This is a genomic window from Chroococcidiopsis sp. [FACHB-1243], from assembly GCF_014696895.1.
GTDB lineage: Bacteria > Cyanobacteriota > Cyanobacteriia > Cyanobacteriales > Chroococcidiopsidaceae > Chroococcidiopsis.
This window is the reverse complement of record NZ_JACJQX010000025.1, coordinates 18204-31342: the sequence shown is the minus strand read 5'-3', so window position 1 is coordinate 31342 and position 13139 is coordinate 18204. Positions and strand designations below refer to the sequence as shown.

The 13139-nt window shown below is 44.7% G+C and carries 11 protein-coding genes and 1 pseudogene; 9 read left to right on the top strand and 3 right to left on the bottom strand.

The features are described from left to right. Nucleotide 1: 1 nt before the first annotated feature. Nucleotides 2–2056 (top strand): annotated as a pseudogene (locus tag H6G17_RS32750) (CHASE domain-containing protein); the annotation flags it as partial. Nucleotides 2057–2292: 236 nt separating this feature from the next. Beyond that, nucleotides 2293–3006 (top strand): response regulator, encoded by a 714-nt coding sequence (locus H6G17_RS33520; RefSeq protein WP_192159763.1) that lies wholly within the window; start codon nucleotides 2293–2295, stop codon nucleotides 3004–3006. A gap of 83 nt (nucleotides 3007–3089) precedes the next feature. Here H6G17_RS33520 and H6G17_RS18960 read toward each other — a convergent pair whose 3' ends face one another. Beyond that, complete coding sequence (locus tag H6G17_RS18960) at nucleotides 3090–3350, bottom strand: hypothetical protein (RefSeq protein ID WP_192159761.1); 261 nt, start codon at nucleotides 3348–3350, stop codon at nucleotides 3090–3092. A 39-nt stretch (nucleotides 3351–3389) separates the two neighbouring features. Further along, a complete protein-coding gene (locus tag H6G17_RS18955; RefSeq protein WP_192159759.1) occupies nucleotides 3390–3842 on the bottom strand; it encodes a hypothetical protein in 453 nt (150 codons plus the stop codon). A 359-nt stretch (nucleotides 3843–4201) separates the two neighbouring features. On the opposite strand from H6G17_RS18955, the gene H6G17_RS18950 reads away from it, so the two are divergent. From H6G17_RS18950 to H6G17_RS18930, 5 genes are all read left to right on the top strand, one after another. Further along, the gene (locus H6G17_RS18950; protein WP_192159757.1) at nucleotides 4202–5740 is read left to right on the top strand and encodes a DEAD/DEAH box helicase family protein; all 1539 of its coding nucleotides are present in this window, start codon (nucleotides 4202–4204) and stop codon (nucleotides 5738–5740) included. Between the two features lie 220 nt (nucleotides 5741–5960). After that, nucleotides 5961–7175 carry a DUF790 family protein gene (locus tag H6G17_RS18945; RefSeq protein WP_192159755.1) on the top strand — a complete coding sequence of 405 codons (1215 nt, stop codon included), beginning with the start codon at nucleotides 5961–5963 and terminating at the stop codon, nucleotides 7173–7175. A gap of 287 nt (nucleotides 7176–7462) precedes the next feature. Next, nucleotides 7463–9007 carry a PLP-dependent aminotransferase family protein gene (locus H6G17_RS18940; protein WP_192159753.1) on the top strand — a complete coding sequence of 515 codons (1545 nt, stop codon included), beginning with the start codon at nucleotides 7463–7465 and terminating at the stop codon, nucleotides 9005–9007. A gap of 177 nt (nucleotides 9008–9184) precedes the next feature. Then, nucleotides 9185–9607 carry a pentapeptide repeat-containing protein gene (locus H6G17_RS18935; RefSeq protein ID WP_192159752.1) on the top strand — a complete coding sequence of 141 codons (423 nt, stop codon included), beginning with the start codon at nucleotides 9185–9187 and terminating at the stop codon, nucleotides 9605–9607. A 227-nt stretch (nucleotides 9608–9834) separates the two neighbouring features. Then, nucleotides 9835–10563 (top strand): Uma2 family endonuclease, encoded by a 729-nt coding sequence (locus tag H6G17_RS18930; protein WP_192159751.1) that lies wholly within the window; start codon nucleotides 9835–9837, stop codon nucleotides 10561–10563. 24 nt (nucleotides 10564–10587) lie between these two features. Here the strand turns inward: H6G17_RS18930 and H6G17_RS18925 are convergent, their stop codons facing one another. Then, entirely contained in the window at nucleotides 10588–11172 is a 585-nt protein-coding gene (locus tag H6G17_RS18925) for a PAP/fibrillin family protein (RefSeq protein ID WP_192159750.1), read from the bottom strand. Between the two features lie 257 nt (nucleotides 11173–11429). Here H6G17_RS18925 and H6G17_RS18920 point away from each other — a divergent pair, with 257 nt between their 5' ends. Both H6G17_RS18920 and mraY read left to right on the top strand, forming a co-directional pair. Continuing rightward, a complete protein-coding gene (locus H6G17_RS18920) occupies nucleotides 11430–11687 on the top strand; it encodes a DUF3134 domain-containing protein (RefSeq protein WP_192159749.1) in 258 nt (85 codons plus the stop codon). A gap of 169 nt (nucleotides 11688–11856) precedes the next feature. Beyond that, nucleotides 11857–12975 (top strand): phospho-N-acetylmuramoyl-pentapeptide-transferase, encoded by a 1119-nt coding sequence (mraY, locus tag H6G17_RS18915; protein ID WP_192159748.1) that lies wholly within the window; start codon nucleotides 11857–11859, stop codon nucleotides 12973–12975. The last annotated feature ends 164 nt before the right edge of the window (nucleotides 12976–13139 follow it).

The window sequence follows — 13139 nt, the reverse complement described above, 5'->3', positions numbered from 1 at the left end:
AATGAAAGCAAACTTATTTGGGAGGTATTTACAACCACGTCGAAGCTGGATTCCCTATTTTGTTTTGACGATCTCGCTCTTATTTACTACGGCAGCTACTTATTATGTATCGAGTACGGTTCAAAATAAAGAGCGGTTACGGTTTGAAAATGATGTCCAAACAACTCAAGCCAAGATTCAAGATCGGATTGAGGCTTACATAACTCTGTTACGGGCAGGAAGTGGTCTATTTGCCGCAAGTGAAGCAGTAACATCGCAAGAATTTCGGGCTTTTGTCAATCGGATGAAATTGCGCGGTAGCTATCCTGGGATTCAAGGAATTGGCTATTCGGCGCGAGTGCCAGCAGCAGCGAAAGATGCCTTTGTCACCCAGATGCAGCAACAGGGAATCGCTAACTTCAATATCCGCCCCAACTATCCTCGTTTGGAATATCATGCCATTATTTATCTAGAACCACAAGAGCGTCGCAACCGAGTTGCAGTTGGTTACGATATGTTCTCCGAGCCAGTGCGCCGTGCTGCGATGGAACGCGCCCGCGATACTGGTATTCCCGCTGCTTCAGGTAAAGTGACTTTAGTTCAAGAAATTGACAAACACAAGCAAGCGGGTTTTCTCATCTACGTTCCGGTTTACCGTGGTGGTAATATTCCCGCCACAAAAACGCAAAGGCAAACAGAGTTAATGGGTTTTATTTACAGTCCTTTTCGGGCTGACGATCTAATTAATGGTATTTTTGGCGATGAAGACCGCTTGGTGAATTTTGAAATTTACGATAGTAACAACCTTAGCTCGGTGAATTTGCTACACTCATCCAGATCTTATACGCTAAATAACCGCGATCGGTCGCAATTTCAGACTAACAAAAAGATCGATCTTGGCGGACGGACTTGGAGTTTAGTTTTTACCTCTCGCCCTGAATTAGAACTGGCTTCAGAAATCAATCTCGCGCCTTTCGTCGCCTTTATTGGAGTGGCAATGAGTATGACTCTATTTGCCATGACGCACTCGCTCTCTTCGTCGCGCCAAGCCGCCGAGCGATCGGCAGCAGCTCTTACAGAAAGTGAAAAGCGGTTTCGACGTTTGGTAGAGTCAAATATTTTTGGCGTTGCCTTTGGGGACTTTCAGGGGAAAATTCATTATGCAAACGACTATTTTCTCCAACTCATAGGTTACGAGCGAGAAGATTTGCTGGCAGGAAGATTGCATTGGGATAGTTTAACTCCTGCGGAGTTTCTTCCTTTAGATCTTCAAGCAGCTGAAGAACTGAAAAAACACGGAATTGCAGCTCCGTTTGAGAAACAATATATCCGTAAAGATGGTACGCGAGTCCCAATTCTAATTGGTGGCGCATTGTTAGCAGATACGGATACGTTTCGATCGGAAATTATCGGCTTTATTCTAGATTTGAGCGATCGCAAAGCTGCGCAGGAAGCTCTACGTTGGAGTGAAGAACGTTATCGTTCTTTGGTAGAAGCGACGACAAACATTATTTGGGATACCAAAGCAGAAGGGGAAGTCGTTACCGAACTGCCTGGATGGAGTGCTTTTACCGGACAAAAGTTTGAAGAGTATCAAGGATGGGGATGGATTGCCGCCATTCATCCAGAAGATCGCGATCGCACTGCGCAAGCATGGTTAAAAGCTCTGGCTCATCGCAGTGTGTACGAGATGGAGCATCGGGTGCGGCGCTATGACGGCGAGTATAGGTATATGAATGCCCGTGGCGTGCCAGTTTTAGAAACAGATGGTAGCGTGAGGGAATGGATTGGCGTTCATACGGACATTACGGAACGCAAGCAAGCGGAAGTAGAACGAGAACGATTGTTACAACGGGAAAAGGTAGCTCGCGAAGAAGCAGAAACAGCCAATCGAATCAAGGACGAGTTTTTGGCTACCCTGTCTCACGAATTACGCACGCCTTTAAATGCGATGCTGGGGTGGACGCAGTTACTTCGTAACCGCAAGTTTAATGAAGAGATGACAGCGCGCGCTTTAGAGACAATCGATCGCAACACAAAATCTCTGGCGCAGTTGATCGAAGATATTTTAGATATGTCGCGGATCGTTACGGGAAAGCTGCATTTAGAGATTCACACGATAGACATTGCACCAGTTATCGTTGACGCGATTGAAACGGTCTTACCCGCAGCAACAGCCAAAAACATTCAGATTGAATCGAAATTAGATTCTAGCGTTAGACCAGTCATGGGAGATGCCAATCGCTTGCAGCAAGTATTCTGGAATTTGCTTGCTAATGCCGTTAATTTACTCCCAAGGACGGACGAATTGAAGTGCGTTTATTTCAGTTTGATTCTCAAGTACAAGTACAAGTTGCTGATAACGGACAAGGTATTAGTTCCGAGTTTTTACCCCACGTCTTCGATCGCTTCCTGCAAGCAGACAGCACTACGACCAGAGAGTATGGTGGTTTAGGACTGGGTTTATCGATCGTACGTCATTTGGTAGAACTGCACGGTGGTATGGTAGGAGCTGAAAGTGCGGGATTGGGTAAAGGGGCTACATTTACCGTAGCTCTGCCAATTCGCGCCGTAGATTATCATCTGGATGAGCCAGAGCAACCTCAGAGCCAAAAAGCAGAAACTGCGATCGCGCCTTCATCCCTAGAAGGTTTACGGATTGTTGTCGTCGATGATGAAGCCGATGCCAGAGACTTACTCAATACAGTTTTGACCCAGTATGGAGCTAAAGTCGTGACTCATGAAACTGCCCGGGATACAATTGAGGCGATCGCTCAATTTCAGCCGCACGTCCTCGTCAGCGATATTGGAATGCCAGAAGAGGATGGATATGCTTTGATTCAGCGCTTGCGACAACTACCACCAGAACAAGGCGGACAAATTCCCGCGATCGCGCTTACAGCCTATGCTAGAACAGAAGACCGCGATCGAGCTTTAGCAGCAGGTTTTCAGCGCCATATTGCCAAGCCAGTCAATCCTGATAAATTAGCTGCGGTTGTAAGTGAATTGGCTCGAAAAGTGAGTTGATGGCTATTGGTTGTTTTCTCCCTTGTCTCCCCTGTCTCCCTTGTCTCCCTCAGCTCTCTTCCCTCTGCTCCCTGCTCCCAATTTTATGCATGTAAATTCGCTTGTTCCTGCAACCAAGGATCGACTGGTTGTCCGTCTTTGCGCCGGAGTTCAATTTCAACTGCAATGACGGCTTTGGAGCTTGGTGGAGCTGGTTTTTGATGGAAAAGAATGTCGTAGTCAGCAGGATTTTCGTTACGTTGTTTTAACCAATCTTGCACCTTGATTGTGGCAAAAAACGATTGTCCCTGCTCGAACAAGCGGGTAATTTCCATCTGCAAGTTGTAGGGATTATGTCGCGGCATAGTAATATTTTTCGTTAGGTTTTTCTAATAAATGCTTTTCTAAAAAATGTAAATCGAGCCAGTCTTAGCAATTCTGACTACACTCATTCTGCTATCTTCTCTAGATAAAACTTGGACTGTCACATCATTATTTTGTTTATCAACAGTAGTTTTATACTTCAATCCGCCAGTCTTGCTAGTAGGGGTTTGAGGCACGGGATCGTAAATAGCAATATCGATGGGGAGGAAAGAAATTTTTTCTTGAACGCTGTCCCCGACTGGTAAATCTTTCTCACCGCGATCGTCGAGAAAATTGTATTTTAAAGGCGACTTGGTGCGATTAACTAACATCACATTAACAGGACCACCAGGATTTACTCGCGATACTGGCTGCCAGTAATTAGATTGATAAGCGCTGACAGGAGAGTTTTGGGCAAAAATTGGCACGGCTATGCTGATACAGAGCGAAACTATCGTCAGCCAAAGTAATTTTTTCCAAGCTTGCCCTAGCATAACTTCCCTACCTTGCAACGACTGCTATCTAAACAAGTGAGATGCTAATTAACTCAAGTTTGTATATTATGATTCATATTTTGCGAAGTGTGAACTATACTGGCGTAGATTTACGTAAGTAACCGCAATTGCAGGCGGGAGTCGGGAGTCGGGGAGCAGAGGGGCAGAGGGACAGAGGGGCAGAGGGAGCAAGAACTGTCAACCAACTACCAACTACCACTTTTCACTGATAACTGATAACTGATTATTGCCAGCCGTTCCAGTCTCTTTATAGAGTGAGTAAAGTAAACAAACATCAGCACTCATTGTCAGCTGCTCATCACTGACGACTTACAACTTACGACTTACAACTTTTTTTAATGCCTCGTACTCCTACTCTATCGTTCGATCGCGGTACGTTAATTTTGCACCCACCACCCAGAGGTAAATCGTGGATGGACTATGCGACGTGGGATGACAGAGTAGAAAAATTTCGCATTCCTGCCATTCAATATCGCCAAGTTGTAGAAGCACTACAAGCAGAAGGAAGTTACTTTAGCGACGAAGCCAAAGCCTTTGAACCGCTAGAACTATCTCCTAGCATGGAAATGGAGCCATATCCGCATCAAAGCGAGGCATTGGCAGCCTGGAAACTAGCCGGACGTAGGGGAGTTGTCGTGTTACCAACAGCGGCGGGGAAAACTTATCTAGCGCAGTTGGCGATGCAAGCTACTCCTCGCAGCACGTTGATTGTCGTGCCAACTTTGGATTTGATGCACCAGTGGTACGCCCACCTAACAGCTGCATTTCCCGATGTTGAAGTGGGATTATTGGGGGGTGGTTCCCGCGATCGCACACCCATATTAGTATCGACATACGATAGTGCGGCAATTCATGCCGAAGCATTAGGCAACCGTTATGCATTGTTGATCTTTGACGAATGCCATCACCTACCCACAGATTTTAATCGCGTCATTGCTGAATACGCGATCGCGCCCTATCGTCTCGGACTGACTGCAACCCCAGAACGCACCGATGGCAAACATTCAGACTTAAATCTGCTTATCGGACAAGAAATCTATCGCAAAACTGCCGCAGATTTAGCAGGTAAAGCGCTGGCAGAACACGAAGTCGTGCAGATTAAAGTCAAACTATCACAACACGAACGCGATCGCTACAACCAACTGATTCAAACCCGTAACGACTTTCTCCGCGAAGCCAAAATCTCTCTTGGTAGCCTCAAAGGCTGGCAATTATTCGTCCAAGCCAGCGCCAGATCCGCCGCCGGACGCAGAGCCATGCTAGCACACCGTCAAGCCAAAGAAATTGCTTTAGGTACAGATGGCAAAATCAGAATTCTCGCCGACTTGTTAGCAGAACACTATCCAGAACGAACGCTAATTTTCACCGCCGACAACGCCACAGTCTATCGCATTTCGCAAGAATTTCTCATTCCCGCCATCACCCACCAAACCCCCGTCAAAGAACGCCACGAAGTTTTAACCAAATTTCGTTCAGGGGAATACAAAACCCTCATCGCCTCTCACGTCCTCAACGAAGGTGTAGACGTACCAGCCGCCAGAATTGCCATTATTTTATCCGGTACAGGCTCAGCACGGGAATACATTCAACGCTTGGGGCGAGTTCTGCGTAAAGGCAAAGACAAAGACAAATTTGCCCTCATGTATGAAGTCATAGCCGAAGACACCAGCGAAGAAAGAACTTCAGTGAGAAGACGAGGGGAGACAAAGACAAGGGGACAGGGAGACAAGGAGACAAGGGGAAATGAGAAAGTCAGGCAGTTGGAGATCTTACCTACCAAACAGATTACCTACGGAAGTGGAGATCGCACCAGCCAACGCGCCGCCGAATCCCCAGGAAAATGGGACGATAATACTTCCTTAGAAACCGAAGAATAACTTTGTCCCTTTGCGCCTTTGCGCCTTTGCGTGACATTAATCTGGCAATTGATTGCACTAACATTCGGTAAGGGCGGGTTTTGACCAAAGATTTACCATTGAGGTTGTCCACCTATTTGCTAAACCCGCCCCTACGATAATTACGGGCGGGTTTTGACCAAAGATTTACCATTGAGGTTGTCCACCTATTTGCTAAACCCGCCCCTACGATAACTGAATTATGCTTCCAACCGACTTACTCATGCACCGCCAAAATGGGGAAGAAATCACCCCCAAACGGCTCAAAATAGACAAACACAATCTAGAAATCGCCACTGATATTATTACCACATTCCAAGAAAATCTCGGTAACATCCAAGCAGCACTCGACCGACAACTGCAAGAACTCGAAGGAGATAGTCCCGACTATCGCCTCAAACGCGGCTTAGCATATCTCCTGCGCAGTGGCTTTTGTGAATTTGAAATTGTCAGCCCCTTAGAACCACCAATGCTGCGCGAACGAGTTTTCGCCCTTGCAGCACAATCAGCGCCCAGTCCCCAGCAAAGCCACCAAGTATTGGAACAGTTAGCATTACAACTCAGCCGCGAATTAGACAAAGAAGTCTTCCCCGAACAAATTCGCACGGGTTTGTATGCAGACTTAGCAGAAAATCGCATCATGACACGGTTCGAGCCACCAACACCAGAAGCACTACTGCACCGCTACAATTTATCCCAAGTCCAGGGGGTATTTTATCGCGCCAGCCACTTAACTCTCAACGCTCATCGCAACGTTCCAGGAGAATATAAGCTGTTATTTCGCTATCTCAAATTATTTCAATTAATGGCATACATCGAAGGAGATGCCGACCACGGATTTACAATTACAGTTGATGGTCCGGCGAGTTTATTTAATCCTAGTACGAGATATGGGCTGGCGATCGCTAAACTTATTCCGGCTTTACTCCACGTCACCAAATGGAGTTTGAGCGCAATTTTACAAACCCGCGATTTCTACACTAATAACTGGAAAACAGGACGATTTACGCTGAATTCTGAGTGCGGTTTAGTCTCTCATTATCCACCAGGTAAGCCTTATGACAGTATGCTAGAAGCGGCTTTTGTCGAGCGTTGGAATGCTACAAAAACCGAATGGGTACTAGAGCGAGAAGTCGATCTAATTCCAATTCCTGGTAGCGTCATGATTCCCGATTTTCGTTTGGTACATCCTGACGGACGAGTATTTTTGTTAGAAATTGTGGGGTACTGGCGACCGGAATATTTACAAAAGAAATTTTCTCAAGTTCGTCGCGCTCAATCAGATAATTTGATTTTGGCAATTTCCGAGCGGTTGAATTTAGAAAAAGCAGGTGTCAAAATGAATGATGTGCCAGCTAGGATTGTTTGGTTTAAAGATAAGCTCTTGCCAAGAGATGTATTGAAGGTGATGGATTAAACTTCATCGTTCGATTAGAAGAATCAGTTTACATACCAGTACAGCGATCGCAATTCTCAACTGTCCTAGTTTAAATACACTGAATTGTACCGGGTACAGTTTGGAAAAATCTTTTATAGTGCAATTATCAGTTATCAGTTATCGTAAAGGCGGGTTTAGCTAATAGATTGACAATTAAAACGGTAAATTAGGAGTCAAAAACCGCCCGTACACAAGTCAGTTATCAGTGGTGGTTGACAAGTGAAATAACCAATTACCCATTACCCATTACCCATTACCAGTTTATTATGAAAATTATTTTAAATCGCCACTCTCCCCAACCGCTTTATCTACAAATCCGCGACTATTTGAGCCGTTTAATTCAATCTGGTAAACTCCCACCTGGGGAAAAGTTGCCTTCAATTCGGAATTTAGCAGCAAGTATTAGTGTGAATAAATTGACGATTGTTGAGGCTTATGCTGTATTAGAAGCTGACAGTTTAATTCAATCTCGTCCAGGTGCGGGATATTTTGTCAGCAGTGCTTTATCCTCGCCACAGCGCCAATCGCATTTTGCTCCCACTCAAAAAGTGACTATTTCTGAAACGGGAGAAACTTTTTGCGAACAAATTATGGCTACTTTGCAAGCTCAACAACAAAAAGACATTATTAATTTTAGTTCTGGATTTCCTCTCACACCAGAATCGGCTAATTTCCAACGCATTGCCAAACGAGCGATCGCCAATTCTACCGATACTTTATTTCGCTACGATCTGCCACAAGGACAGCTTGTTTTACGTCAACAAATAGCTCAGATGCTATTAAACCAAGGTCTAGAAGTTTCCCCTGAAGAAATTATCGTGACCACTGGTTCGGAACAAGGATTATCGCTGGCAATGCGTTACTATCTTCAGCCTGGAGATTGGGTAATTGTTGAAACACCTACCTATCATGGAGCGTTGGGAATCTTAGCAAGTTTAGGAGTAAAAGTTATTGGTATTCCTATGACAGCAGAAGGTATGAATTTAGAGCTGTTAGAACAATATCTTTGCAGTCATTGCCCTAAATTAATTTATACAATTAGTACTTTACACAATCCGACTGGGATTACGACTTCCCAAACTCATCGCCAAAAATTGTTAGCCCTGGCTCAACAATACGAATGTCCCATTTTGGAAGATAATGCTTATGAAGCCCTAAATTTTGAATCTGAGCCTGTTGCAGCTCCAATTAAAGCTTTAGATCGCAGCGATATTGTCACCTATATCAGTACGTTTTCTAAAACTTTAATGCCTGGTTTGCGAGTTGGTTACACGGTTGTGACGGGCAGGCATTATCAACCAATTTTAGAACAGAAAATTCTGCAAGATTTGCACTCATCTACAGTTTCGCAAGCAATTGTCAGCGAGTTTTTGGCTGGCGGACATTATCGTCGCTATCTCAACCGCTTGCGGACAAACCATCTTCAAAGTCGTAACGCCATGCTTCAGGCTTTAGAGCGTTATTTTCCTGCTCAAGCCAGTTGGACTATTCCCCAGGGAGGGCTATTTCTTTGGGTACATTTACCAGAAGGTATATCCGTACAAGCGATTTGTCGAGAAGCATTGTCTCGTAAGATTCTCGTCGCCTCGGGAACGGCATTTTTTCCCAATCACCAAGGTTATCCAGCCCTGCGCTTAAATTTTTCTAATTCCCTTGCAGACATCGATCGCGGGGTTGCTGTGTTGGGTGAGCTAGTCCAAAAATATTTAGCAGCAGTCGTGCCTCAACCTAGCCGCGCGATTAGCGATCGCCCGCTGGAAATAGCGAGTAACGTGCGCGTTCCAAATCTGGGAATGTTGACAAAAAATTAGGTACAAGGCTATTGACAAATTACATCTTTTTTGCAGTTAGCCTTAATGTTTTCTCTCTAAGGTTGAGTATAATTGCTATCCAGTTCCACCTATTGCCCGATGAAAATACCATGTTAATTGAGCGATTCTAATAACAAGCTACTTAGTAGCTGCATCCGTGAATTGAGGTGAAGCAAGATGAAACTAGCAATGCTCTCTACAACGGTTGCGATCGCTGCTCTTTCGATTGCGACTCCTGTACAGGCAGAAAACCCAGCCCATGTCAGACAATTAATGGCAACTGGAGAATGTCAGAGTTGCGATCTTTCTGGGGCAAATTTGAGTGGCGCTCATTTAATTGGTGCGGATTTGCGAAATGCAAATTTATCAGGCGCTAACCTGACAAATGCCAATTTAGAAGGTGCAGATTTAGAGGGTGCTAACTTACAAAAAGCCAATTTGCAGAAAGTTTTGGCTAGCGATACAAGTTTGATTGATGCAAATTTAAAAGGTGCTAATTTTCAACAAGCGCAACTAGCAAGTACAATCTTTGACGGTGCTGTTGTAACTGGCGCAAATTTCCAAGGTGCGAAGCTTTATACGGCAAATTTTAATAATTAGTGACCAGTTATAGCGATTCTCAGTTAAATGAGGTACGCGGATCTGTAGGGGCGCACAGCCGTGCGCCCCTGCGAATGTATTACACCCGCATGGGAATGATATATCAGTGACTAATTAATAGGGTGCGGGATGTAGAGTGTAGGGAGATTTTATTACTTCTGCCTCTGCCTCCTACCTTCTTACACTAAACTATAATATGTCGGTCTACATTCCCAGGTTTAAATGCGATGTCCCTGGCAAAAGACTTAGAAACTCCAGAATTTGAACCAGAAGATGTTATCTTTCCTCCTGGGGACTTATGGAGTGACGAACCGCCTTTGGAAAGCGAACTGCATTTACGCCAACTGCTGCTACTAATTGAATGCCTGGAATTGTGGTGGAAGGATCGTCAAGATTTCTATGCTTTCGGCAATCTCACCATATACTACAGTCCTCGCCAACTTAAATCAGAACAATTTCGGGGTCCAGATTTTTTTGTCGTGCTGGGTACAGAACGCAAACCGCGCAAAAGCTGGGTTGTTTGGCAAGAGGATGGTAAATATCCGAATGTCATTGTAGAAGTTCTCTCCGATACAACCGCCAAAACTGATAGGGGTTTAAAAAAACAAATTTATCAAGATACTTTTCGCACTCCAGAATATTTCTGGTTCGACCCAAAAAGTTTTGAATTTAAAGGCTTTCAATTGGTTGGAGGTCAATACCAAGAATTACAGCCAAATCCTCAAGGTTGGTTGTGGAGTCAGCAACTAGAGTTGTACTTGGGGATTCATGAAGAAAGGTTACGGTTTTTTACTCCTGATGGTCAATTAGTCCCGACTCCGCAAGAAGTTGCGATCGCCGAACAGCAGCAAAGAGAAATAGCGCAGCAACAGGCACAAGCAGCGCAGCAACAGGCAACAGAGTTAAAGTCTATGTTGACACGCTATCGGGAATGCTTTGGTGAATTACCTGAGTGAGGTCATGGTTATATTTTCAACAAATTAAACTTTAGTTAACACGAAGATACTACCTTCATTACCCCGTCCGATGCGTAAATCGCTATCGAGATAGGTAATATCTACCCAACCTTGTTGTCTGTTACTATTAATCTTGGTATCCAAAGCCGTAAATTTTTTTCCTGCTTCTATTTCTTGAATAAAACTAGCAGGAGACTGATAGCTAAACAAGCGTTGTAACCCAATAATCGATCGCTCGAATTTAACTTCAATCCGGCGTTCGGAGACAGGAGTAAATTTAGCTACAACGCTAACTACCCCTTCAAGAAAAGGTAAACCGTAAACCTCAGCAATATTGTAAAGACTTTGAGTTTGAACGCGAACGCATTGATAAATTTGTCCGAGTTTGAGTAATGGGAATTGGTCGATATTTAACAATCCTTTACTTGTCGTATAGAGCAAGCGCCAGTCTCCATTCAAAAGTTCGCTAGCTTCTACCGGACGAGGTGTAGGATTACGGTCTTCTAACTGAGCGATCGCGGCGAGGACAGCTTGTTTATCTACCTCTGTTGATAACAACCCGCGATTCTTACCAGCAATCTTTTCCAAAAGTGTTTCTTTTCCTAACATTTTTTATCTCCTCTTTGTCGGGAGTCGGGAGTCAACTCTGACTTCTGACTTCTTTGCTATATAGTCTCATCATACGAAGCCATGTAGTTTTTGCTATCTGTGATTAGATAATTTTTTTGTCATACTTGTTATTGTCGATCGTTTGTCACTTACAACAACTAGCAATCAACTACCAACTACCAATTATCCATTACCAATTACCAAGTGATAAACTTTAGATGTATAATTGCATCTCCTTGTCTAGACAAAGCCTAAATATGCACAACTCTCCGCTTAGAGAAGAACCACGGGAACAGCCAGCTCGCGTCATTCCTTTAAAACAAGAATCGTCACTAATTGACTGGTTGAAATCTAACGGTCGGTTGATCCCCCGCGATGGTGTTCAGGAACCAGATTTGCTAACCGAAGTGGAAGACGGCGACTCTTCTCTCGACTTGCTTGAAGGTGATGATGTTGGCGATTTCTATGATGATGACGATGATTTAGGAGATATTGATGAAGCTGATGACGCGTAGCTGAGAGTCATTTGTCATCTATCATTGGTCATTAGCAACTCACAAATGACGAATAACTAATGACCAATGACTCTTCAAAAATATTACATTTAAATACTTTCAAGGCAGCACTTTCGATTCAGTTCCGATAATGTCCTCAGCACATATCTAGTCAAAAGGCAACTTTGTTGTGGACGCGAAATCATCTTCTTTCTGGTCTTTCCATCTCTCCGGTACGAGACTGCTTATCGTCCTAAGCCTTGCACTCGCTACCGCCTCGCTGACTCTCGATCTAACAGCGCAGCGCCTACCCTGGCAAGGGCGATCGCTAACTTTTCCTTTCTTATTCTGCGCTGCTGTCACTGCCGCAGTTGGCTTTTGGATCGTCCCGATCCTCCAGCAGTTAAAAGCTGGACAAGTCATTCGCGAAGACGGTCCCCAAGCACACTTAAAAAAAGCAGGTACGCCGACGATGGGTGGCATATTTTTCGTACCTGTAGCGGTCATCGCTAGCATCATCTTATCGGCGTTGGTGCTGGAAATTCATCACCTTGCCCCTGTATTGGCGATCGCTGGAATTACGGTCGGTTACGGGTTTATTGGCTGGTTGGATGATTGGCAAATTTTGCGTCGCCAGTCTAATAAAGGTATTTCCCCACGTCTGAAACTGGCTCTGCAAGTTGGTTTTGGTTGTCTATATTGCCTGTGGCTGTGGAGTCGATCGGGGGATCTGACGACGATCGCGTTACCGTTTGGGTTTGCTTTACCCTTGGGTTTGCTATTCTGGGCGTTAGCAGTGTTTGTCTTGACTGCCGAAAGCAATGCCACTAATTTAACCGACGGTGTGGATGGTTTGGCAGGAGGAACGGTAGCGATCGCGCTTTTAGGATTGGGAGCGATCGTCGCGCCTAATTTCCCCAGTTTGGCAATTTTCTGTGCTTGTTTAAGTGGTAGCTGTATCGGCTTTTTAGTACATAACCGCAATCCCGCTCGCGTCTTTATGGGAGATACGGGTTCTTTAGCACTAGGAGGCGCGTTAGCAGGAGTCGCTCTCATGAGTAACACCCTCTGGGCGCTATTTATCCTCAGTGGGATCTTTTTTGTCGAATCTTTATCAGTGATCGCACAAGTTAGTTATTACAAAGCCACCAAAGGAGCCGATGGTAAAGGCAAGCGTCTGTTTAAAATGGCTCCCTTCCATCACCATTTAGAATTGTCTGGATGGTCTGAATTACAAGTGGTTGCGGTATTTTATACAGTTAATGCTTTTTTGGCTTTGATATCTATGTGGCTAGCTGGAGCGATCTAAAAATAAACCACAATCATTTCGTAGGGGCGTAGACATAGACATTTTGTAGGGATATTTAGTAGGGGCGCACATTTTTAGGGATATTTAGTAGGGGCGCACAGCTGTGCGCCCCTACAAGTTTTATGCACTGGACTGAGAATCGCTATCAGTTAAACGGCGATCGC